At 64.1% G+C, this 23,091-nt stretch carries 19 protein-coding genes, 1 tRNA gene and 1 riboswitch; of the genes, 10 read left to right on the top strand and 10 right to left on the bottom strand.

Features of this window, described 5'->3' with window-relative positions; translation table 11 throughout:
- Positions 1-23: 23 nt before the first annotated feature.
- From LZ016_RS04560 to LZ016_RS04545, 4 genes are all read right to left on the bottom strand, one after another.
- On the bottom strand, positions 24-992 hold the full coding sequence (locus LZ016_RS04560) for a DNA polymerase III subunit delta' (protein ID WP_241446137.1): 969 nt from the start codon (positions 990-992) through the stop codon (positions 24-26).
- Positions 992-1,615 (bottom strand): dTMP kinase, encoded by a 624-nt coding sequence (tmk, locus tag LZ016_RS04555; RefSeq protein ID WP_241446136.1) that lies wholly within the window; start codon positions 1,613-1,615, stop codon positions 992-994. The genes LZ016_RS04560 and tmk overlap by 1 nt, the downstream gene beginning before the upstream one ends.
- On the bottom strand, positions 1,612-2,790 hold the full coding sequence (locus LZ016_RS04550; RefSeq protein ID WP_241446134.1) for a D-alanyl-D-alanine carboxypeptidase family protein: 1,179 nt from the start codon (positions 2,788-2,790) through the stop codon (positions 1,612-1,614). The genes tmk and LZ016_RS04550 overlap by 4 nt, the downstream gene beginning before the upstream one ends.
- Before the next feature lie 71 nt (positions 2,791-2,861).
- Positions 2,862-3,944: a lytic murein transglycosylase gene (locus tag LZ016_RS04545; protein WP_277622649.1), complete on the bottom strand. Its 1,083-nt coding sequence runs from the start codon at positions 3,942-3,944 to the stop codon at positions 2,862-2,864.
- A 117-nt stretch (positions 3,945-4,061) separates the two neighbouring features.
- Between LZ016_RS04545 and LZ016_RS04540 the strand changes: the two genes are divergently transcribed.
- Positions 4,062-4,151: transfer RNA gene (locus LZ016_RS04540), tRNA-Ser, on the top strand.
- A 5-nt stretch (positions 4,152-4,156) separates the two neighbouring features.
- On the opposite strand, the gene LZ016_RS04535 is transcribed toward LZ016_RS04540, so the two are convergent.
- Positions 4,157-4,831 carry a hypothetical protein gene (locus tag LZ016_RS04535; RefSeq protein WP_241446130.1) on the bottom strand — a complete coding sequence of 225 codons (675 nt, stop codon included), beginning with the start codon at positions 4,829-4,831 and terminating at the stop codon, positions 4,157-4,159.
- 155 nt (positions 4,832-4,986) lie between these two features.
- Between LZ016_RS04535 and LZ016_RS04530 the strand changes: the two genes are divergently transcribed.
- The 5 genes from LZ016_RS04530 to LZ016_RS04510 all read left to right on the top strand — a co-directional run bounded on the left by LZ016_RS04530 (position 4,987) and on the right by LZ016_RS04510 (position 13,844).
- The gene (locus LZ016_RS04530; RefSeq protein ID WP_241446128.1) at positions 4,987-7,638 is read left to right on the top strand and encodes a BTAD domain-containing putative transcriptional regulator; all 2,652 of its coding nucleotides are present in this window, start codon (positions 4,987-4,989) and stop codon (positions 7,636-7,638) included.
- Between the two features lie 213 nt (positions 7,639-7,851).
- Positions 7,852-10,044 (top strand): TonB-dependent receptor plug domain-containing protein, encoded by a 2,193-nt coding sequence (locus LZ016_RS04525; RefSeq protein ID WP_241446126.1) that lies wholly within the window; start codon positions 7,852-7,854, stop codon positions 10,042-10,044.
- A gap of 90 nt (positions 10,045-10,134) precedes the next feature.
- On the top strand, positions 10,135-11,310 hold the full coding sequence (locus LZ016_RS04520; protein WP_436286357.1) for an acyl-CoA dehydrogenase: 1,176 nt from the start codon (positions 10,135-10,137) through the stop codon (positions 11,308-11,310).
- 55 nt (positions 11,311-11,365) lie between these two features.
- On the top strand, positions 11,366-11,938 hold the full coding sequence (locus tag LZ016_RS04515) for a LemA family protein (RefSeq protein ID WP_241446123.1): 573 nt from the start codon (positions 11,366-11,368) through the stop codon (positions 11,936-11,938).
- Position 11,939: 1 nt separating this feature from the next.
- A complete protein-coding gene (locus LZ016_RS04510) occupies positions 11,940-13,844 on the top strand; it encodes a DUF2207 domain-containing protein (RefSeq protein ID WP_241446121.1) in 1,905 nt (634 codons plus the stop codon).
- 3 nt (positions 13,845-13,847) lie between these two features.
- Here the strand turns inward: LZ016_RS04510 and LZ016_RS04505 are convergent, their stop codons facing one another.
- Complete coding sequence (locus tag LZ016_RS04505) at positions 13,848-14,333, bottom strand: GNAT family N-acetyltransferase (RefSeq protein ID WP_241446119.1); 486 nt, start codon at positions 14,331-14,333, stop codon at positions 13,848-13,850.
- 79 nt (positions 14,334-14,412) lie between these two features.
- A complete protein-coding gene (gene rpmE / locus LZ016_RS04500) occupies positions 14,413-14,643 on the bottom strand; it encodes a 50S ribosomal protein L31 (RefSeq protein ID WP_241446117.1) in 231 nt (76 codons plus the stop codon).
- Between the two features lie 104 nt (positions 14,644-14,747).
- Positions 14,748-14,886: riboswitch (cobalamin riboswitch) on the top strand.
- A gap of 95 nt (positions 14,887-14,981) precedes the next feature.
- Between rpmE and LZ016_RS04495 the strand changes: the two genes are divergently transcribed.
- Genes LZ016_RS04495 through LZ016_RS04480 form a run of 4 tightly spaced genes read left to right on the top strand, consistent with a single transcriptional unit; the run spans position 14,982 to position 19,216 of the window.
- Positions 14,982-16,820, top strand: a complete 1,839-nt coding sequence (locus tag LZ016_RS04495) for a TonB-dependent receptor plug domain-containing protein (RefSeq protein WP_241446116.1) — start codon at positions 14,982-14,984, stop codon at positions 16,818-16,820.
- On the top strand, positions 16,789-17,532 hold the full coding sequence (locus LZ016_RS04490) for an ABC transporter substrate-binding protein (protein WP_241446115.1): 744 nt from the start codon (positions 16,789-16,791) through the stop codon (positions 17,530-17,532). Before LZ016_RS04495 ends, LZ016_RS04490 begins: the two co-directional genes overlap by 32 nt.
- Positions 17,529-18,491, top strand: a complete 963-nt coding sequence (locus tag LZ016_RS04485) for a FecCD family ABC transporter permease (protein WP_241446114.1) — start codon at positions 17,529-17,531, stop codon at positions 18,489-18,491. Before LZ016_RS04490 ends, LZ016_RS04485 begins: the two co-directional genes overlap by 4 nt.
- Positions 18,488-19,216 carry an ABC transporter ATP-binding protein gene (locus LZ016_RS04480; RefSeq protein ID WP_241446113.1) on the top strand — a complete coding sequence of 243 codons (729 nt, stop codon included), beginning with the start codon at positions 18,488-18,490 and terminating at the stop codon, positions 19,214-19,216. The genes LZ016_RS04485 and LZ016_RS04480 overlap by 4 nt, the downstream gene beginning before the upstream one ends.
- Here LZ016_RS04480 and fabZ read toward each other — a convergent pair.
- From fabZ to bamA, 3 genes are read right to left on the bottom strand one after another with little or no spacing between them, the layout of a single operon-like run.
- Positions 19,182-19,649, bottom strand: coding sequence for a 3-hydroxyacyl-ACP dehydratase FabZ (gene fabZ, locus LZ016_RS04475; protein WP_241446112.1), 468 nt, complete (start codon positions 19,647-19,649; stop codon positions 19,182-19,184). The genes LZ016_RS04480 and fabZ overlap by 35 nt on opposite strands.
- Positions 19,650-19,653: 4 nt before the next feature.
- The gene (locus LZ016_RS04470) at positions 19,654-20,247 is read right to left on the bottom strand and encodes an OmpH/Skp family outer membrane protein (protein ID WP_241446111.1); all 594 of its coding nucleotides are present in this window, start codon (positions 20,245-20,247) and stop codon (positions 19,654-19,656) included.
- A complete protein-coding gene (gene bamA, locus LZ016_RS04465) occupies positions 20,247-23,045 on the bottom strand; it encodes an outer membrane protein assembly factor BamA (RefSeq protein ID WP_241446110.1) in 2,799 nt (932 codons plus the stop codon). The genes LZ016_RS04470 and bamA overlap by 1 nt, the downstream gene beginning before the upstream one ends.
- Between the last annotated feature and the right edge of the window lie 46 nt (positions 23,046-23,091).

Below are 23,091 nucleotides of genomic sequence, written 5' to 3'. Positions count from 1 at the left end.
CCTAGCGGCGGCGGTTTGGCGCTTCAAGGAAGCGGCGCGGCAACCGAGGCAAGGAATCCGCCGAGCTGGAACACGGTGGACGCAGGATCGAGCGAAAGACGCGGCGCGACGGCCGTTAGCTCGCGGGCCTTCGCATAAGCCTCGACGGCACGCTGGCGCGACGCTCCGCTTAAGCTGCGAGCCTCTCGCGCGACCACCGACGGCAGCATCTCCAGAAATGCCGCGTAGCGGTCGCCTGCCCCACGTTTGCCGAGCTCCGACGCGAGGCCGGAGCGGCGACGATTGGTGGGATCGCCCTCCCTCAGGATGGCGACAGCCGCTTCTTCCAGGCCGATCAGGTTCAATTGCGCCAGCGCCAAGGCCCGCCCCGCCGAACCCCCGGCAGCAGCGATAACCTGGTTGCGTTCGCGATCGCTGAGTTCGACGTGCTGCGCCAGAATTGACGCCATGGCGTCATCGCTAAGCGTCTGGAAATCCAGCCGTCTACAGCGGGAGCGGATCGTCGGGAGCAAGCGGCCCGGAGCGTGGGTCACGAGCAGGAAGAGACAGTTGGCCGGCGGCTCCTCAAGCATCTTTAAGAGTGCGTTTGCCGCGGACTTCTCAAGATCGTCAATGGAATCGATGACGACCACGCGCCAATCCGACAGGGCAGGCGTCAGATCGAACAAATCGCTCAGCGAGCGCACCTGATCGACTGTGATGTTCCGAGCGAGGTTCTCGGTTTTGGTGTTCACGAGACGCTCAAGCCAGCGAAGGTCGGGATGGCTACCCGCCTCCACCAGCTTGGCGATGCGATGCTCCTCAGGCGTTGCGAGACCCGGCGCGTCGACCGCGGGCCCCGCGGCGTCCGCCAGCACCCGGGTGGCCGCTTCGCGAGCAAACGTGGCTTTCCCGACGCCCTTCGGGCCGGCGAGCAGCCAGGCGTGATGCAGGGTCCCGCGCTTCCACGCCTCGGAAAATTGCTCGACCGCCCGATCCTGTCCGACGAACATCAGAACAGGTCCGACAGATTATCGAAGAGGCGCTGGGTGACTTCTTCAGGGGTTCCCGAACCATCGACAATGCGAACGCGATCGGGCTCTTCCGCGGCGATCAGGCGAAACGCCAGGTCTACCTTCTGGTGATAGCCTTCGGGCCGCCCGCCAATCCGGTCGCTTCCCTCATTGTCGCGAGCACGGGCGCGCGCACCCCCTTCCGCCAGGGCAAGCACGAGCGTGCGATCGGGAAGAAAGTCACCACAGGCGAAGCGATAGATATCTCTCACCCGCTCGATCCCGAGGCCTAGCGCTCCGCCCTGGTAGGCAAGCGAAGAGTCGAGGAACCGGTCGCTAAGGACCCAGTGTCCCTGCTCAAGAGCGGGGCGGATCGTCTTTTCGACGTGGTCGGCGCGTGCGGCGGCGAACAGCAGAGCTTCCGCCTCGGCCGACCAGCGCGAATCATCACCATCGAGCAGGAGAGAGCGAATTGACTCGGCGCCCTCGCTTCCGCCGGGCTCACGCGTGATCTCGCAATGGATCCCACGTGCAGCCAAGGCAGAGTGGAGGTTCTTGAGCTGGGTCGACTTGCCGACCCCCTCACCGCCCTCAAGCGTGATGAAGCGCGGTTCGGCGCTCACGCCATCCCGAACAGCTGCTTGAGGCCGATCCAGACACGCGTGAAGAAGCCTGCCTCGCCGACGGCTTCACCCGCGACGAGCGGCATGACCTGCTCGCCGTCCGGCATCGTCACGACGAGGTCGGCAATGTGCTGCCCCTTGGTGATCGGCGCCTTGACCGGACCCTGGTAGCGGATCTTCATCGCGCCGGTCTTGGAAAGCACCCCAGCGGGAATCGTCAGAGCAAGATCTCGGGGTGCTACGAGCGGCACCTCGCTGCTGCTGCCCATCTGCACCTTGGCCGAGCCGACGTTCGTGCCGGACTTGAAAAGCGGCTTCGACTGCCAGGCGTTGAAGCCCCACTGCATGAGCCGCACCGACTCCTCGATGCGCTGATTGAAGCTGTCGAGACCGGCGACGACCATGATGAGGCGGCGGCCGTTCTGCTCAGCGGAGCCGGTGAAGCCGTAGCCCGCTTCATCAGTATGACCGGTCTTCAAGCCGTCCGCGCCGGGAACGCGGCCGAGCAGCGGGTTGCGGTTGGCCTGGGTGATTGCAGCGCCCGATCCCAGCGTCTGACCGTGGGTGTATTCGGTGAGGCTGTAATATTTCTTGTACAGGTCCGGATAGTTTTCGATCTCCGCTCGAGCAAGCGTGGCGAGATCGCGGGCGCTGACATAGGTCTTGCCCTCGTCCGGCCAGCCGTTGGAATTGCCAAAATGGCTATTCGTGAGGCCGAGACGCTTCGCATTGTCGTTCATGACGTTTGCGAAGGCCTCCTCGGTGCCGGCGATACATTCGGCCAGCACGACCGAGGCGTCATTGCCCGACAAAGTGATAATGCCCTTGAGCAGCTCATCGACGCTGACCTGCTCATTGGGGCTCAGGAACATGGTCGAGCCCGCCTGAGGACCGTGCCACTTCTGCCAGGTCTCCGGGCGCACGGTGCACTTTTTGTCGAGGCTTAGGTCGCCCTTTTTCACGAGCTCGAAGGCGACATTGGTCGTCATCATCTTCGCCATCGAGGCCGGCGGCATGCGGACGTCCGCATTCTTGGACAGCAGCACGGCTCCCGACGAGAGGTCGATCAGGTACGCGACCCGAGCCGGCGTTTCGAACGGCGGCGCGGCCGCAGGGGCGGCTGTGGTGGTGGCGAGAACGGCGGCGGCGGAAGCGAAGAGAATGACGCGTTTCATCGAATCGGATGCGACCCTGCTGAGGAATTGAACTGCCTGTCTATCGACGGTCCGCGCCGGGCGCGAGAGGCTTAGCGACGCGTAATCGCGTTTGCGAGCAAGCCGACGGACAGGGCGTAGAAATTCGAGCAATTGTAATCGAGAATCGCGCGGTAATTGTTCGTCAGAAGGAAACCGCCGCCGTCGGGACCGTCAGGCTCCATCAACGTTGCGACGTCCCTGTCCGTCAGCCCGCTCTGCACCGGGACCACGCCAAGCGCGCGCCACTGACCGACCGTCAGCCAGCGGCTGTGCCGCGCGTAGACGCGTTGGCAGCGCGGAGCCTGCAGGGTTGAGCGGATGGCCGCGCGATTGAGCGTCGATGGTACCCGCACCACGACGCCCCAGGTCAGACCGGGCTTCCATCCCGCGTTGCGAAGATAATTGGCGATGGAGGCCAAACCGTCCGCCTCGCTCCCCCAGATGTCGGCGTAACCGTCGCCGTCGCCGTCCGCACGAAGGCGAACGACGACCGATGGCATGAACTGCGGATATCCGGTCGCTCCCGCATAGCTGCCTTTCAAGCGCCAGCGCGGAACACCGAGGTCGATGAGCTTGAGCGCGGAAACAAACTCGCTCTCGAACATCTCGCGGCGGCGGCCTTCGTAGGCAAGGCTCGCCAGAGCTTCGAGCAGGTCAAAGCCGCCGGTGACGGCACCGAAGCTCGTCTCGTGGCCGTAGATCGCCAACAGGACCCCCGGATCGACCCCATAGCGCGCCTGGATGCGGTTCAGGCTGCTGTACGTGGACGTGTAGCGTGCCTGACCGCGGCGAATGAGGTCGGCCGTCACATGCTGCCGCCGATAGGGCGAGAATGGCGGGATGTAGCTGCTGTTCGGGGGTCCGCCCGGCTGGGAGCGATCGAGCTCCATCACGCGCCGGTTGAGGCTGATCGGCGGCACGTAAGCCTGGATCGTCGATTCGCGGACGCCTTCGCGTCGCGCTCGTGCCATCAGCTGATACTTGTAGCCTTCGAAGCTCGTGGGAGCGGCATATTGCGCGTAAGTCGCGGCGGCCGGTTGCGCCATTGGCGCGAGAGGATCGACCTGGGCATTTGCACTCCCTGCCCCAATGCCGGCCAAGATCGCCGCAGCCCCTGCACCCCAAATTCGCAACACCAAGCTCCTCCAATACGCGAGGCTACAGAACAAACGTTGATGAAGACCATCCGGGCTCACCCCGAGCCTTGCACGTCCCGTCGCGAGCCGCGATAGCGGTCAAATCTGAACGTTGGATGGGTGGCCGAGTGGTTTAAGGCAGCGGTCTTGAAAACCGCCGTGGGTGCAAGCCCACCGTGGGTTCGAATCCCACCCCATCCGCCATTTTCCTAAAAATACCGTTGTTCTCGTGGCTTGGTTGCCGAAGTTGAGACGAGATATTCGTCTCCCTCGTCGTCGTCGAGCAATTCTTCGCTCCACTTCGCCTTGCCATTGCCCGCGTTCTCTTTCTGCATTTCGGGTGTGAGCGGCGTCAAACCTCCACCCTGAACGACGATCGCAAGCCGCTCCAGCGTTTCTAGGATGAGCCGGTCGATATCGAGGATCACTGCGGCGCGAAAGTCGTGCCCCTCTCTCGCAGTACCTGGACCAAAGGGCACGTAGAGCCACTTCCCCTCTTCCGGTGAAGGCATGATTGCGATCGCCCTGCCCCACTGGAACGTCCTGTCGAGCAGGATGCTGGATGCGCGCTTGGACATGTGACGAGCATGTGACAAGCGATTCGCCACTTGCATCATGCCGAATGGCTGAAGCTGAAGGCCGAAAGCGATGCTGATCGCATCCTGGCCCGTGTAAAGGCGCCTCCTACCCTTCCCCGGATGCTGCTCGCCAGAAAGAGTGATCCACCTTCGGGAAACCCAGTTGTGAAGCTGGTGCTCTGCGACGCCGGTGACCTCGATCACTTCCTTCCGCGTGAACTGCGGCTGATGAAGAATTCTGCGCAGTCGTGGCGAGTCGTCGTTCGCAAGCTCACGTAGTTTCGCAACTCGGGCGGCCAAGGACATCGCGTTCCCCCGATTTTCCGTACGGCAGTTCACGCGGTGCACTTGATGAACCCGCAAGTTCACCGAGTGATCTTACAACAGTGAAATCTCTTTGCACGTCTTCGCGCTAGGTTCGCCTCGCTAATCCCAGCTGTTTTAGCTATCCAGCACACCTGATGGCTGACGAGGGGAAGAGCCGCCACAATTTGTGGGCCAGCGAGGCGTCGCTCTCGCTGCTCGGTCCGCTGCGGCTGTTTGGCCGTGCGGGAGAGGATCTCACGCCGAAGCCACGCAAGACGCGCGCCCTGCTCGCGATCGTCGCTCTTGCCAAAGGGCCCGTGCCGCGGGGCCGCCTAGCCGACCTCCTTTGGGGCGATCGCGGCGAGGAGCAGGCGAAGGCCAGCCTGCGCCAGGCGCTCTACGAGCTCCGCGATCTCGGAACTGCCGGATTCCTGACGGTAGAGCGCGGCTTCGTTGCCATCGGCCCGAAGAGGCTTTCGACGGATTTGGGCGAGATCGAAGACCTGGTCGCCAAGGGGCAGCCGGCGGACTTCGCCGACGCTCTGCAGGAGGCCGGCTGGCCTGTCCTGTCTGACCTGGATGACGTCACACCGGAGCTCGACGAATGGCTGCGTGAAGAACGCAGCCGGATCGTGACGCTTATCGTCCAGCGAGGAGCGGAGCAGGCAGAGATCGCCCTTTCAAGCGGCGATGCGGCCTCGGCTCGCCGGATCGCGGACTGCCTCGAGCGGATGGACCCGATAGACGAACGGGCGGTGCGCGTCGGCGCCAGGGCCGATCTTGCGACTGGCGATCGTGCAGCCGCGCACCGACGGGTCGGCCGGCTGGAGCAGAAACTTCTCGAGGAGCTTGGACTGGAGCCGGCGCCTGAAACACGGGCACTGCTCAGCGAAGCGCCGGGTCGCGTCGAGGCGCCTAAAGGGCTCGAGCAACGGCCGGTTGCTGTCGGCGGCCGAATATCGCGCCGCGTCATCCTTGCGTGTGTTGCTGCCCTCGCGCTCCTCCTTGCCGGGGCGGCACTTGTCTACTGGCGCGGCGGGGCCGCGGCAGCCAATCCCAGCGTGGCGGTCCTGCCTTTCCATGAGGCCGGACAGCGGACGCAGGGATATTTTGCGTCGGGCGTATCGGACGAGATCCTGAACCTGCTCTCGCACGAACGAAGCGTCCGAGTGATCGGTCGCGTCTCGGCAGCAGAAATAGCGGGGCGGCCGAATTCGCTCGAGGCTGCCCAGAAGCTCGGCATCTCGCACCTGCTCGACGGGAGCGTTCAGACAGCGGGCGATCGTGTGCTCGTTATTGTGACCCTCACGCGTGTTTCAGACGGCGCGCAGATGTGGTCCGAGAAATACGAGCGAAAGCTGGGCGACATCTTCGCGGTCCAGAGCGAGATTGCCTCCACGGTGGCATCACGCCTGTCCCGCTCGTTCGGGTCGTCCGTCAACCAGACGACCACGCCGGAAGTCTACGACCGCTACCTCGCCGCACGGCAGCTGCTGCGTGATCGCCGGGAGGTCACTCTCAAGGAGGCCGACCGGTTGCTCAGGGAGGCGATCCGGCTCGACCCGAATTATGCGCCCGCCTACGCCGAGCTATCCCAGGTCCTGATCCTGCGCTCGGACCATCCGACGTCGTACGGGACCCTGCCTTTCCGGCAGGCGCGGGCGGAAGCCGAGACGCTGGCACGCAAGGCGATCGCACTCGATCCGAACCTCGGAGACGCCTACGCGGCGCTTGGCTTCCTCTATCTCTACGATAAGCGGGCAACGCCTTATTATCAGAAGGCCGTCGCGCTCAGCCCGCAGCGCTCGGAGTACCACCGATGGCTCGCCCAGTCGCTCTGGCTGCTCAACCGCTACGACGAGGCGATTGCAGAGTATCGCCGAGCGATCGAGATCGATCCACTCTGGGGTATCAATTACGAGCATCTGACCGGCCAGCTGCATTTCATCGGGCGGGACGCCGAAGCGAACGAGGTCGCTCGCCGCTTCCTGGCGCTGAGCAGCGATCAGCGGGGCAAGCTGCAGCTGCTGCGTTCGATGGCCAACGACGAGAGCCGAGCCGCCGACAACCTCCGCTACGCGCGCGCGCTTTATGCCGCCTATCCGCAGGAACGGATCATGAAGTTCTGGCTGGCTTCGCCTCTATCCCTGCTGGGTGAGAACCGCGAAGCGGCGGAGCTGATGTCGTCGGAGCCCATTGCCCATGCGGCACTGACCGGGAACTGGGTTGAGCTTGCGAAAAGGGCCGAGGGCCTGGGCCGGGACTATTGGGAAAGAGCGACGCTCTGGAACACCGAGAAGCTCCTTATCGCTTCCGGCCGCTCGGACGTCGTCGTGCGACTCTATGACCAGGCGGTACCGTTCATTCGTTTCGGTGCGATCGATCCCGCGCTGATTTACACGCCCGACACGGTGCTGGCTCTTCGGACCGTCGGACGCGACGCCGACGCAAATGCGGTTCTTGTGGCTGCGGAGAAGGCCTCCGCGAAGCTCCCTCCCCGCGGCGTTGGGCATATCCAGCGCGAGCTCGACCTGATCTCTTTCGCAGCGCTGAGGGGCCGCAATGACGATGCGCTGAACCGTCTGGATGCGCTCACCCGCGGCAATCCGGTCGCCGTCGGCTCCCTCCCGGCCATGTCTCTGGTCAACAACCCGATCCTTGCCGGCCTAAAGGACGATCCTCGTCTCCTGGCTAGCGATGAGCGCGTTCGTGCGGCTGTGAATGCCGAACGCGGGAAAGCCGGCGTCCCGCCGATTAGCAACGAAGCGTGGGTCGGCGATCCCAAATCACTTTTGACGAAGAATTGACGATCCTCCCACGCGCGCTTTCACAGGCGCGATCGAGGCCGTGGCGTTCCTCAAGCCACGGAGCTCCGAGTGTCGCGTCCTCAATTCCCCCATTCGACCACCGGTAAGTGCACGAAAAGCGCTCATCGAACCGTTCGTCGATTGATCGAACCCAAATCGCGGGTCTGTGCCCCGTCCCTTAGCTCCCCCTCTCACAACAGGAGGGGCTGCTGGATGGCGCGTGCGCTTTGGTTAGGTGGGATTGCCGCGAGTGCGGTCGCGTTTTCGCAGGCCGCTGCCGCGCAAACACCTAGCCCAAGCGATCCGCAGTCAACGGCCGCTGTGCCTTCGAACGGAACGGCATCGCGTACGACGACCTACGACGCCGCGTATTTTTCGCAGTTCGCGCCTCGAACGGCTCTCGATATCGCGCGCCGAGTTCCGGGCTTCCAGCTCGACCTAGGCGTGACGCAATCCGATCTCGGCGCCGTCGACGTTCGCGGCTTCTCCGGAACGGCGGGAAACGTCGTCTTCAATGGCGCTCGCCCCAGCTCGAAAGCCGAGAACCTTCAGGACACCCTCTCGCGAATTCCCGCACAACGCGTCGTTCGCGTCGAGGTCGGGCCCGGCGATCTCTACGGTTCCGATTACGCGGGCAAAAGCCAGGTCTTGAACGTCATCCTGTCGGAGGCCTCGGGCTTCGATGCCAACCTCACCGCCGCGACGATGCGTCGCTACACCGGCTACATCAACACCGACCTTCAGGGCTCCGCCCTCATTCGCAAGGGGCAGCACACTATCAACCTGTCCGCAGGCACGGGCCGTAACAAGCAGCTCGAGGAAGGCACGGACACGCTGACCGACGAGATCACGGGCGAACCGGTCGAATTCAGGCGCAAGCACAACAGTTATTTCAACCGCGACCCCTTCCTCGCGGGAAGCTGGGCGCTCGAACAGTCCTCCGACAGCGCGTTTCGCCTGAATGCGCGCTGGCAGCCGAGCCGCTTCGACCTGACCCAGGACAATCGCGTCACGCCCGCCGACGGGCCGCAGCACGACGACAATCTGTTCCAGAAGTATCGCGATCCGGTGTTGGAGCTTGGCGGTGACGTCACGCGTCCGCTCGCGGGCGGCGCGCTCAAGTTCGTTGGGCTAGCGACGCGCCGGAAGCGCGACGACATGGACACCTACCTGCAGCGCGACGGGCTCATCGAGAACAATGCGATGGTCGTCGGCGGCTTCGAGCAGACGGTGAAAGCGCATCGGAACGAGACGATCGGCCGCCTGACGTGGACGCGTGCGAATCTAGCGGGCTTCTCCTTCGAGGCCGGTGCAGAGGCGGCGCTGAACACGCTCGACAGCACCGTGGACCTGTTCGAGTTCGACGAGAACGGCGACCGGGTGCAGATTAACCTGCCGCTGGACGATGCGACCGTGAAGGAGAAGCGCGGCGAGATCTACTTCAGTATGGGCAAGAACCTCTCGCCCGACCTGCGCATAGACGGCGGCATGAACTACGAGTTCTCGAACCTAAAAGTTCGCGGCGACGCATTTGCGGACCGAACTCTCAAGTTCTGGAAGCCGAACCTCGCAGTCGACTGGAAACCGGGCGGAAAATGGCACACGCGTGTCTCGATCCGCCGCGTCGTCGCCCAGCTCGACTTCTACGATTTCATAAGCGTCGCAGAGCTATCAACTGATCGGGTCAATGCCGGCAATGAGAATTTGCAACCCCAGCGCACGTGGGAGTTCCGCGCGATGGCCGAGCACCCGATCCTGGGCGACGGCCTGGTCAAGCTCGATCTCGGCTACGACCTCATCACCATGCTCCAGGACCGGATCCTCATCTGCGACCCCGAAGATCCGACGGATCCCGAGACCTGCTTCGACGCGCCTGGCAACATCGGCACCGGAAAGCGGGCATTCGCGACGCTCACCCTCGACGCGCCGCTGTCGCGGATCTGGAACGGCCTCCGTATCAAGTTCGACGGGACGCTTCAGCGGACGCGGGTCGACGACCCCATCACCGGTGATCCGCGCAAGTTCAGCGGCTTTTTCCCCGCCTGGCAGTGGAACGTCGACGTCCGCCGTGACATCGGGAAATGGTCCTACGGCTTCAACGTCGGCGACAACCAGCGCTTCACCTTCTACCGAACCGACGAGTTCGATACGAACTTCAACGGCGGCCCCTATGGCACTGCTTTCGTTGAATATCGTCCGACTGCTCGCACTGCGATTAGCTTCAATGTGGACAATGCTTTCGAGACGAGCGGCAACCGCGAGCGCATCCTGTTCTCCCCTAACCGGGCGACGCCGGAGGACATCGTTCACGAGTTGCGCGAGCGCAACCGTCACATCAGTGTCGGCCTCACCCTAAAGCAGAGCTTCGGCGGCGGGAGCAGCAGTGGGGTGGCCAGCAAGAACTGAGAGGGGTAAGGAGCCCGCGACCTCTTCCATCGCAGGGAACATCCCGTGGCCACTTCACTCAAGGCGGACGCTCACTCTCATGAGCCCGCCATCCTGCCGTTCGACTGGGCGGATCCGTACGACCTTGAGCATCAGCTCACTGAGGAGGAACGCCTCGTCCGCGATACTGCGGAAAATTACGCGCAGGAGAACCTCCAGCCGCGGGTGACCAGCGCCTATCTCGAAGAGCGCTTCGACCGCGAGATCATGAGCGAAATGGGCGAGCTCGGCCTGCTCGGTGCGACCGTGCCCGAAGAATATGGCGGAGCCGGCCTCGGCTACGTCAGCTATGGCCTGATCGCCCGCGCGGTGGAGCGAGTGGACAGCGGTTACCGCTCCGCCTGCTCGGTGCAATCGAGCCTCGTGATGTACCCGATTTATGCATACGGCTCCGAGGAGCAGCGCCGGAAGTATCTTCCGAAGCTCGCGCGGGGCGAGTTCGTCGGCTGCTTCGGCCTGACGGAGCCGGACTCAGGCTCCGATCCGGGCAGCATGCGTACCCGCGCGGAGAAGACCGCGAACGGTTACCGACTGACGGGCACCAAGATGTGGATCACCAATTCCCCCATCGCCGACGTGTTTGTCGTCTGGGCGAAATCGGACGCGCACGGCGGCAAGATCCGCGGTTTCGTGCTCGAAAAGGGCATGCCGGGCCTTAGCGCTCCCAAGATCAAGGAAAAGCTGTCGCTCCGCGCCTCCATCACCGGCGAAATCGTGATGGACAATGTGGAAGTCGGCGAGGACGCGCTGCTTCCCAACGTCGAGGGCCTCAAGGGGCCGTTCGGCTGCCTTAACCGCGCCCGATACGGTATCGGCTGGGGGTCAATGGGCGCCGCCGAGGCCTGCTACGCGGCATCGCGTCAGTACACGCTCGACCGAAAGCAGTTCGGCAAGCCGCTCGCCGCCAACCAGTTGGTGCAGCTGAAGCTGGCGAATATGGTGACCGAGATCACGCTCGGCCTGCAGGCCGCCCTTCGCGTCGGCCGCCGGCTCGAGGAAGGCACGTTGATCCCGGAGACGATCAGCCTCCTGAAGCGCAACAATTGCGGCAAGGCGCTCGATATCGCTCGGGTCGCGCGCGACATGCACGGCGGCAACGGCATCAGTGCGGAATTCCAGGTCATCCGGCATGCGGCCAATCTTGAGACCGTGAACACCTACGAGGGGACGCACGATGTCCATGCGCTCATCCTGGGCCGCGCGATCACGGGGATCCCTGCCTTCTAGCACAGACGTGCCTTCCCCCTTATGGTCTCCACGGGGACAGTAAGGGGGCACTTCCATGGGAATCGGCGTCTGGATCATCCTGGCAGCGGTCGTTCTGCTGCTGGTGTTGGCGGTGGGCATCTACAATCGGCTGGTTCGCCTTCGGGCCTTGGCGAAGGAAGCGTTCAGCGGAATCACCGTCCAGTTGCGCCGCCGCGCCGACCTCATCCCGAACCTTGTCGAGAGCGTGCAGGGCTACGCGACGCACGAGCGCGAAGTCTTCGACGAGGTCACTGCCCGGCGCGCGGAAGCGACGAGCGCCGGCAGCGTCGAGGCTACTGCTGCGGCTGATGCGCACATGACCGGGCTGCTGAGCCGCCTGTTCGCGGTCGCCGAGGCCTATCCCGAGCTCAAGGCCAATACGAACTTCCTGCAGCTCCAGGATCAGCTCGCGAACATTGAGGGCGAGCTGCAGAGCGCGCGACGCTATTACAACGCGACGGTCCGCGACCTGAACTCGACCATCCAGAGCTTCCCACCGGTGCTGATCGCGCGTCCGATGGGCTTCACGGAGGAGCCGTTCTACCAGGACGACGATCCCGCCATCCAAAGTGCTCCGAAGGTGTCGTTCGCCCGTCCGGCTGCCTAAAGTGAAGAGCGCGCTTCGCGCCCTCCCCTTCCTGGCCCTCCTTCTCACGCCTGCCGCCGCGCAGGCGGAGGAGCGGATCTCGCATTTCTGGAACGATGTTCGGATCCAGCCGGACGCGTCGCTCGAGGTCACCGAGACCATCGACATCCGCGCCGAGAACGAGCGGATCAACCACGGCATCTATCGCGACTTTCCGACACGCTATCGCGGCCGAAACGGGAGCCGCGTCAACGTCGGCTTCACCTTCAAAGGCGCCACGCTGGACGGAAAGCCCGTACCGGCGAGCACGGGCGCGCATGCCAACGGCATTCGCATCAAGATCGGCGATCCCGACAAGATCGTGCCGGTTGGCGAGCATCGCTACGTACTCCACTACCGCACCACGCGCCAGGTCGGGCATTTCAAAGACTATGACGAGATTTACTGGAACGCGACTGGCAGCGGCTGGATCTTCCCGATCGACATTGCCGAAGCACGCATCCGCTTGCCGCAGCCTGCGGCGTACGGTCAGCGCGCGGTTTACAGCGGCCCCCAGGGCTCCACGTCGGGCAACGCCCGGGTCGTTGAGGAAAAGCCCGGAGACATCACCTTCCAGACGACGCAGCCGCTGCAGGCCAATGAAGGCCTGACCGTCGCCGTTGCCTTTCCCAAGGGGATCGTCGCCGATGCCGCCCAGGCCAATCCGTCGGCCTGGTGGCTGACCGACTATGGTCCGCCGTTTGTCGGCCTCGCGGCTCTGATCGGCATCATCGGCTTCTATTTCTACGCCTGGCTTCGGGCAGGCCGGAATCCGCGAGCCGGGACGATCGTCCCGATCTTCTCACCACCCGATGAGCTTTCACCGGCGGGCATGCGCTACATCACGAAAATGGGCGCCGACAACCGCGCCTTCGCGGCCGCGCTCGTGGACATGGGCGTGCGCGGCCATATCAAGCTATCCGAGGAAGAAGGCGGCTGGTTCTCCAGCGACAAGACGCGGCTCGATCGCCTTTCGAGCGAGACCGCCCTCCCGCCCGAGGAAGAGGCCGCGCTGCGCGAGCTCGCCGGAACGGGCGAGGCGATCATGATGGAGCAGAAGAACCACGAGAAGTTCTCGTCTGCACTCAGCAGCTTGCGGGATGTCCTGAAGGAGAAATACGAAGGCAAGCTGTTCCTCCGCAACTGGGGATGGGCAGGTGCCGGCGTTCTCCTCTTCGCCGCGGCGGTGTGGTTGCCCGCCGCGGCAGTGGTTGCCGTCACGGATACGGGCAGGATTTGGCAGGTCGGTTTCGCCGTCGGATCTCTGGCGCTCGCGGCAGTCCTTCTGGTCCTCGCGCCCGGGTTTCAAATGGCCATGAAATGGCTGTTGATCCTCTGCTCTTTCATCGCGGCGGCCGTAGCCTTCGCCTTTGGCTTGCCTATCATGGGCGAAGCACTTGAGAGCGGCTGGCTCTTCCCGATGTTCCTGCCCGCGCTCGCTCTGCCCGTGGTCGTCAGCGCCTTCTGGTGGATCGCCGCGCCTACCAGACAAGGCCGCGCCGTTCTCGACCGAATCGCCGGTTTCAAGCAGTATCTCTCAGTCACGGAGCGCGAGCGCTTCGACCGCATGCACCCGCCCGAGGACACTCCGGAGATTTTCGAGCGCTATCTCCCCTACGCGATCGCGCTGGGAGTGGAGAATCGTTGGGCTGACCGGTTTGCCGGCGTCCTCGCGGCGGCTGCGGCCCAAGGCGGTCAGCAAGGCTTCGGATGGTATTCCGGCTCCGGCAATCCGTGGTCGGATCCCGGGCGCTTCGCCGATGACGTCGGTTCCTCGCTCGCGAGCACCATCAGCTCAGCGTCCACTGCACCTGGATCGAGCAGTGGCTCGGGCGGAGGGGGTTCGTCCGGTGGCGGCAGTGGCGGCGGTGGCGGCGGTGGCTGGTGAAAATCAGGCCGGGCGCAGCCAGATGGTCTGCGGCTTTTCTCGATAGGTTCCGTCGGGCTGCCGTATGAAACCGAGCTTGGATGCGAGCTTCATCGAGGGGTCGTTGCCTGGGGAGATGAGGGCCCAGATCGCCCGCTTGCCGAACTGCGCATCGAACCAGTTGAGTATCCCCTCGCAAGCTTCCCGCGCGTAGCCCTTGCCGTGAGCGGACGGGGCAAGAATCCATCCCATTTCGGCTTCACCGGCGATTGAGGGCTCAGAACCGCGAAGGAAGTCGAAAAAGCCGACGTGGCCAATTGCCGGACCGCCATTTCGCTCGGCAACTGCCCACATGCCTATGCCGGTCAGTTGCCATAGCCCGGCGCCGGCAAGCATTCGGCGCCAGGTGTCTTCCGTACCGCTCGGCCCGCCCACGTGCTGGCTGGCGTCGGCGTTCTCGAAAAAGCTCAGGAAATAATCGAGGTCGCGCAGCTCGAAGTCGCGCAGCACAAGGCGCTCCGTTTCGATCCGCGGGGCGGACCGAAAACGGTGTGCCGAGTCATGAAACGGAAGCAGGTGGGGTGCCCGCTTACTTCTTGCCGAGGGTCAGTCCGCCGAAGCGCTTGTTGAAGCGCGCAACCTGGCCGCCCGCGTCGAGCATCCGCTGCGAGCCACCGGTCCATGCCGGGTGCGAGGTCGGATCGATCTCGAGGTGGAGCGTGTCGCCTTCCTTGCCCCAGGTGGAGCGCGTCTGGAAGGTCGTTCCGTCCGTCATCTGAACGGTGATCGTGTGATAATCGGGATGGGTACCGGATTTCATGTCTAAGTTCCTTGGAATGGCGCTGGTTTCCGACCAGCTGCCGGGAGTGTCGCGGGCACTTAAGGGACGCAGCGCTTCTTGACAAGGCTGATCGCCGGACCCTAGCCAGCGGGCCGGATCGAGGTCCGGCGGTTACGGCCGCCGGCCAAGAAGGAAGCCGGTGAGAAGCCGGCGCTGTGCCCGCAACTGTAGCCGCCTTCGCGAAGGCGGAAGTCAGACACTTGCCTTGGTCCGTCGTCCGTTTCCCTGGCCGGGCCCAGCCATGGAGCGTGGATGGGACCGCATCCGCGGCCGCGCATCCTCCGTGACGACAGGTTCGTCACAGCAAGGAGGATGACATGATCGACGCAGTTCCACCCACCGAGATCGTCGTTACGGCCGAGCGCGCGCCGGAGAACGCGGCAGACACGCCAGCCAGCGTGAGCGTAATCGACGGCCAGCAAGTCGAGCTGCTGGGCGACCCACTGGTCTCTTCGGTCCTGCGCCTCACCCCATCCGTCTCCGTCGCGACGTCGGGGCCTGCGGGATCACTGACGGAAGTTCGTATCCGGGGCGCGGAGAACAACCACACCCTATTATTCATAGATGGCATCCGGGCCAACGATCCCGCGACGGGCAACCAGCCCCGCTATGAGCTTCTGAACGCCGACCTCGCGTCTCGCATCGAGGTCGTGAGAGGCCCGCAATCGGCCCTGTGGGGATCGGAGGCCGTCGGCGGCGTGATCGCCATCGATGGCGTGCAGGCGCCGGACACGGGCGGCGACGGTACCGCCGAGCTGGGTTCCTTCGGCTTTCGCCGTGCTTCGACCTCGGGAGCGCTTGCCAACGATCGCACCAATCTCGCCGCTGCGGTCGGATGGCAGCGGGCCGATGGCATCAACGCGGTCAACGGTCCGGGGGACAAGGATGGGTATCGTAACCTCTCTGGACGTGCCCGCGGCACCTGGAACGCCGCGCCAGGCCTGCAGCTGGGTGTCGCAGGCTTTGCGCTGTCAGGTCGGAGCGACTTCGATGGTTTCGATGACTTCGGCCGTCACGACGACACGCTCGACAACAGTCGCAATCGCCTCCTCGCGGGCCGGGTGTGGGGCGAGTACGGTTCGCGGCAATCGGACTGGCATGCGCGGCTGGGCGTATCGTTGCTCGAATCGCGGAACCGCAACTTCCTCGATGAGGACGAGATCAACCTCACGTCCGGTCGCAGGGCGACGGTAGATGCTCAGGTCGAGCATGTCTTCCAGACGGGCAAGCTTCATCATCGGCTGATCCTCGCGTTCGACCATGAGTCGGAGGACTTCAAGGCCAGCGACACCATCTACGGCGGAGCCACCAACCAGGACCGTGACCGCAAGCACCAGGCGGGAACGCTGGAGTGGCGCACGGACGCGGGCCCGGTAGTCACCGACCTCGCCCTGCGACGTGACTGGTTCAACCGGTTTGAGGACGCCACCACTGTTCGGGCCTCTGTGCTCGCGAAAGTCGGCGGGGGCTTCTCGATCGCGGCCTCCTACGGCGAAGGGATTGCACAGCCCACCTTCTTCGACCTGTACGGCTTCTTTCCCAACTCCTTTGTCGGAAATCCGTCGCTTAAGCCGGAGAGTTCTCGCGGATTCGAAGGTTCGGTGCGATTTCGGAAGGGCGCGTTCGGAACTTCGTTGACTGCCTATCGCCAGCGCCTGCGGGACGAGATCGTCGACGTGTTCGATCCGGCCACCTTCCTGTCGAGCACCATCAACCGTTCGGAGAAAAGCAATCGCTCGGGCATCGAAGCGGCTGCGGACTGGACTCTGGGCTCGGAACTTCGGCTCTCGGCCAACTATGCTTACCTGAAGGCCACAGAGCGCAGCGATCTCCGGTCCAATGTGCGCGAGGCTCGCCGGCCCAAGCACAGCGGCTCGGTAACCGCCGATGGGCAAGTCGGCCATGTCCTCTACGGCGCTTCGATTGCCTACACGGGCGAGCGGGCCGACACCGACTTCGAGGTGTTCCCGTTCCAGCGGGTCAAGCTGGGCGCCTACTGGTTGGCCGGCGCGCGGATTGCTTATGAAGTGCATCCCGGGGTGCAGCTGTTCGCGCGTGCAGCCAATGCCTTCGACGCGAAGTATCAGGATGCCTTGGGCTATCGCACGGAAGGAAGGAGCCTCTATGCCGGCATCCGCCTTGGCAGCCGCTCTTAGCGTCGCCTCCCTGAACCTGTGCACGGACGAATATCTCTTGTTGCTCGCCAGGCCACAGGAGATCGCCAGCGTCAGCTTCCTGTCGCAGGATCCGCAGGAATCGCCCTTGTGGAGGCTCGCACGAGGCCATCGACCCAACCGCGGGTCGCTGGAAGACGTTCTCGCCGCAAAGCCGGACGTCGTACTGACGGTGGGCGGCGGCGGACGCGCCACGTCTCTGATCGCAGGGCGGCTGGGGATGAAGGTAGTGGACCTTCCGCCGGCGATGTCGGTCAACGACGTGTCCGCCAACCTCGCGAGGGTTGCTCAGGCTTTGGGCGACCCGAGCCGAGCGGCTGCCTGGCAGTCGCGGCTCACTCGCCTGCGGGCCACGGCGCCGAAAGCGTTCACGGACGGCATTTGGCTTGGAAGCGGCGGGTCGACCCTGTCGGTGCCGTCTGCGGGGTCAGAATGGCTGCGCCTCGCCGGCATCCGTCAGCGCGCGTTGAGCGGCGACCGTGTGTCGCTCGAGACGCTCCTCGTTCGGCCGCCCTCTGTCTTGGTCGAAAGCCGATATCGCTCCGCCCAAATGTCGCGAGGGGCTGTGTGGCTCAATCATCCCATCGTACGGAATGTAAAGGCCAAACGCGTTTCGGCCGATGGCCGGGCCTGGACCTGCATGGGGCCTCTTTTGATCGGTGAAGTCGAGCGGCTGAGAGCGCAATTGCGGTGAAAAGCACCTGGCTCCTCCTTTGCGCTCTCGCGCTGGCCGCAGTTCTTCATCTCCTGCTGCCTCTCGAGAGCATCCTCGAGCTGAAGCGCGCCGATCCGAACCTCGCCTGGCAGTTGATCGAGCAATTGCGCCTGCCCCGAACCCTCCTCGCCGTGGGGTATGGTGCGGTGCTCGGAATGACCGGCGCGGCTCTGCAGGCGACGTTCGCCAATCCGCTCGCTTCGCCTGACATTACTGGAAGCAGCAGCGGGGCCGCGCTTGGAGCCGTCGCGGGCAGCTATTGGCTAGGCGTCACTAGTCCACTGACGTTGGCCGCGTGCGGGGCGGCGGGCGCGGCATTGGCGCTTCTCGCGCTGTTCGCGCTTGCAGGGCGCCGAAGCGATCCCGCAACACTTCTGCTCGCAGGGATTGCCATCGCGCTGGCAGCAGGCGCTGGAACAAGCCTCCTGCTGGCGCTCGCCCCCTCTCCGTTCGCTTTCTACGACAGCTTCGAATGGCTGATGGGCAGCTTCGTCGATCGTAGCCTGCCGCAGGCGGCAGTGGCGCTCGTGCCTGCAGCGACTTCATGCCTGTTCCTGGCGCGGCTTGGAGGCCCGCTCGATATGCTCGCGCTTGGCGACGATGTCGCCGCCTCCGTGGGCTACCATCCGCGCCGGCTCGCGCTGGAGGTCGTGGCGCTGAGCGCAATCGCTGTCGGCGCCTGCGTGTCCGTGTGCGGCGCCCTCGCTTTCGTCGGCCTGATCGCGCCGTACGTCGCCAGGCAGATGACGCGCGGACATCCCGGTAAGGCTTTAGCGCCGGCAGCCGCGGTCGGAGCGCTGCTTCTCTTGCTTGCCGACCTGCTGGTGCGGACTGGTCCTGCGGGGCGCATCATTCCGGTCGGGGTCGTGACGACGGTGCTGGGAACCCCGCTGTTCATCTGGATCGTCGTTCGGATGCGCCGAAGCGTGACGTCATGACGCCCCTGCTCAAGGCGCAGCAAGTGGCGATCGACGGGCGCCTGAGCCCGGCGGACCTTGAGGTCGACGCTGGGCAAATGGTTGCGGTCGTCGGACCCAATGGCGCGGGCAAGACGAGCCTCTTGCGGGCGCTCGCCGGGATCGAACTGGACAGTGGCGGGGTGAGTATCGACGGCGAGGATATTGCGTCGGCAAGTCCGGCACGCCGGATGCATCTCTTGTCGTTCCTGCCCGCGACGCGGGGCCTCGTCTGGCCCATCAACGCGCGCGACGTGATCGGACTAGGCCTACCCACTCGCGATCCGGAGCGCGTGGACGAATTGATCGAGCTTCTCGAACTCGATCCTCTGGCCAACCGGCCCGTGAACTCGCTCTCCACCGGCGAGCGGTCGCGAGTGTTGCTAGCCCGCGCCCTCGCGGCCAAGCCACAGGTCTTGCTGCTCGACGAGCCGCTCTCAAACCTAGATCCCTATTGGGTGATCAAGACGCTGCAGATCGTTCGTGAGGCCACGGTATACGGCTGCGCGGTTCTCGCCTCGCTCCACGATCTCGCGCAAATGCGAGCGTTCGATCGCGCGATCCTGGTCAACGAGGGAACTGTCGCCGCGGACCGCACACCAATGGAGCTGATGCACTCACCTGAGCTGGCGGATGCGTTCCGGATCGAAAGCAGCGGAGAGGGTTGGCGGATCAGCCCTGCGGCGGATCGGCGATCATCGCGGTGAATTGCGCTTCGGCGGCCAGCTTGCCCTCGATGCTGGCGCGGCCCGCGAACTTGCACACGCTGGCGCGCTTTTGGGTGAATTCGACGTCGAGCTTGAGAAGAACGCCGGGCTCCACCGGCTGGCGGAACTTAGCGCCTTCGATCGCCATGAAGTAAACGAGCTTCCCCGAGTTCGCGAGGCCGAGGGACTCGACCGCTAGCACGCCTGCGGCTTGAGCCAGGGCTTCCACGATCAGCACGCCAGGCATGATCGGCCGTCCCGGGAAGTGCCCCTGGAAGAAGCTCTCATTGATCGTCACCGCCTTGATGGCTGTGATAGATTGGTCGGGGACGATGCTTTCGACCCGATCGACCAACAGCATCGGGTAACGATGCGGAAGCGCCGCCATCACTCGCTTGATATCGAGCGGGCCGATGGCGGCGCTGTCCGTCATTCGCTTAGCGGCCCTGCGGCTGCTGCTGCGCAGGAGCAGCCTGCGCCGGAGCCGTCGTCGAAACGCTCGGCAGAGCGGCGTTCAGCGCGGCGAGGACGTCGTTGCTGACGTCGAGCGCGGCGCCCGTCGCAAGCGTGTTGCCGACTTCGACCATGACGTTGGCGCCACGGCGCTGCATCACCTGCTGGTAGATCGGGCCGAGCTTGGTCTGGATCTGCTGCGAGATGTAGGCTTGGTTGCGCTGGATCTGGACCTGCTGGCGCTGGAGCTCCTGGGCTCCGGTCTGTTGCTTGGTCTGGAAGGCCTTCACGCGAGCCTGGAGGGCTGCGTCGGGCTCGGCACCCTTCAGAGCATCGATCGACGCCTGAATGGCCTTGCCTTCGGTCTGCAGCGGAGCCGCAAGCGCCTGCTCGCGAGCCTTCAGCGCATTGACCTGGCCCTGAAGAGCGGCAGTTGCCGTCTTGCAGGCGGTGCACTGTCCGGTGACCTTCTCGAGGTCCACGACCGCGACCACCGCACCCGGAATAGCCTGGGCACTGGCGACAGTCGGAGTGAGAATCGTCGCTGCGAAAGCCGCAGCCAAAGCAATTGTCTTCATCAGAATTGTGTTCCTACGTTGAAGCTGAACAATTTTGTTTCGTCGCCATCCTGCTTCATGAGCGCCTTTGCGAGGTCGATCCGAAGCGGGCCGAATGGCGAAACCCAGTTGACGCCAATACCGACGGAGAGACGCGGCCTGGCGGAGTTGCCAACGAAGCTCTCCCGATAGCCCGGCGCGGCATGAGTTGCGTCATCCGCATATCCCGTCGCGCCGCCCGTGTTGAACTGCGTGCAGCTTGTATTGCTGTTGCTCCCGAAGATGCTGCGCACCGGCTGTCCTGCTGCCGAGCAGAACTTCAGGATGTCGAGTGTGGTTGGCTTAACCAGGTTCCACACCGAACCGACATCGATGAAGGCGGACGGTCTTAACCCGAAGCTCTTGAGCGTCGAGCTGACCGGGAACTCGAGTTCGAGCCGGCCCATGTAATAGGCCCGGCCGCCGAGGGCATCGCTCACGACATTGGAGTCCGTGTTGATGGTGCCGTCGGAATTGTACTGCTCGCGGATGACGCGCGGACCGATGCCGCGAATGTCGAAGCCGCGTAGCTGCGTTCCGAAGAAGCGGTCCGTGATCCGGACGGCGTCCTCGTTCACACCCGGCGCCTTCTCCAGCGGGTGGATGTACCCGCCTTCAGCGTGCGCCGAGAACACCCATCCCCCGCCCAGCAGTCCGAGCGACCAGTACTTGGTGCCGTTCACGCGGGTACGGATGTACTTCACGTCGCCGCCGAGGCCCGCGAAGTCCTGCGAGAACGAGGCAACCTGGCCCTGCGTCGGATGGATGCCGTTCGCATTGTTGAAGATGACCGAGTAGCCAACCGCCGAAGTCAGGCGCTTGCCGAGCTCGTTGCAAAGGTACGTACCGGCCTTGCGCGGGTCGCAGACCGGCGGGAGCGGTCCGTTGCTGCCCGTGAGCGGTCCAGAGCCGTCAGGATCGGTGACCAGGTCCGGGTCGGTGAAGAACGTGCTCTCGTCGAGCGTGATATTGTCCATGACGAGGGAGTAGCGGGTCCCGAACGACACATATTCGTTGACCGGGAAACCGAGGCGGAGCCGCGTACCCGTGCTCGTCTGCGAGTAGGTCGTGTTTCGGTCGTTACCGATATAGTTGAAGCTGTTGTAATCCTGACGGAAGATGTCGCCGCCTACGAGGATGTTCTTGTCGAGGAAGTAAGGCTCGTCGATGCCGAGCTGGATCGACTTCGAATAGCGCGACCAGTTCACGCCGGCCTGAAGGATCTGGCCCTTGCCCATGAAATTGCGCTGGGCGATCGAGGCGGACAGAATGAACTGTTCGAGGCTCGAATAGCCTGCTGACAGCTGCAATTCGCCCGTCGATTTCTCTTCGACGTTGACGCCCAGGACGACGCGATCGGGCGTCGAGCCTTCGGTCTGCTTGATCTCCAGATTTTCCTGGAAGAAGCCGAGCGACTGAAGTCGGTCCTGTGAGCGCTTTACCTTCAGGGCGTTAAAGGCGTCGCCTTCGTTGATGCGGAACTCGCGGCGAATGACCTTGTCGCGGGTCGCGGTGTTGCCCTGAATGTCGATGCGCTCGACGTAGACACGCGGGGTTTCGCCGACGCGGAACGTGATATTCATCAAGCGCTTCTCGGCATCGCGGTCGTACGACGGATTGATGTCGGCGAACGCGTAACCGAGGTTGCCCGCTTCTTCGCTCAGCTTGGTGACTGCGTCCTCGACCTGCTTGGCGTTGAACCAGTCGCCCGACTTGATCTTCACGCCCTCGACGATCCGCTCGTTCGGGAGGTCGCGAAGGGCGCTCTCCGCCTGCACCGTACCGAACTTGTACCGCGGACCTTCCTCGATCACGTAGGTGATGACAAAGTCGCGGCGATCCGGGGTCAGCTCGGCAAGAGCCGAAACGACGCGGAAATCGGCATAGCCCTGCGTCAGGTAGAACGCGCGAAGCTTCTGCTGGTCGGCTGCGAGCCGGTCAGGATCGTAGCTATCGTTGGACTTTAGGAAGCCGAGCGGGCCGCCGGCCTGGCGAGTGAACATCTCCTTGCGCAGACGATCGTCTCCGAAGGCGTTGTTTCCGATGATGTTGATGCTGCGAACCTTGGACTTGTCGCCTTCGTAGATCTCGAAGACGAGGTCGACGCGGTTCTGCTCGAGGTTGACGATCTTGGGCTCGACGCGCGCGGCGAAACGGCCCTGGCGCTTGTACAGCTCGATGATGCGGTCGACGTCCGCGCGCACCTTCGACCGCGTAAAGATCTCGCGCGGCTTCAGCTTGATCTCGGGGACGATCTTGTCGTCCTTGATCCGCTTGTTCCCTTCCAGGATGATGCGGTTGATGACCGGATTTTCCTGGACGGTGATCACGATCGCACCAGTCTCGGCGCCGGTGATGACGACGTCGGAGAAAAGCTCCGTCGCGTAGAGGTCTTTCAGCGCGGCATCGAGCGTCTCAGCCGTATAGGTCTGGCCCGGAGCAAGGTTCGCATAGGCGCGGATCGTTTCCGGCTCGAGCCGCTGGCTTCCGCGCACCGCGATGGAGCGTATGACCCCAGACGCTGCCGGCCGCGCCACGGGAGCGGGCGGAAGCGGGGCAGGCTGGCCGGCCGCCGGAGCTTGGCCCTGCGCTGGCGCAGTCTGCGCGGGCGTCGGCGCCGCAGGCGGCGTTTGAGCTGGTGCGGGAGCGCCTTGCTCCGGCTGTGCAGCGAGCGGGTCAGCTTGCTGGGCAAGGAGGGGCGCAGACCAGCCACCGAGGATGGTTCCGACCAGGAAGACCGCGCTTGCGCGATTTCCAATATTCCGACGCTTTGAAACCACGAGCTCCCCGCCCTTTTTGTGCAAGAATCAGCGGCCGCTCCTAGCG

It is taken from the genome of Sphingomonas telluris (assembly GCF_022568775.1).
Taxonomy (GTDB): Bacteria; Pseudomonadota; Alphaproteobacteria; order Sphingomonadales; family Sphingomonadaceae; genus Sphingomicrobium; species Sphingomicrobium telluris.
The sequence above is the reverse complement of the archived record's forward strand: the minus strand, read 5'-3'. Positions and strand labels throughout refer to the sequence as shown.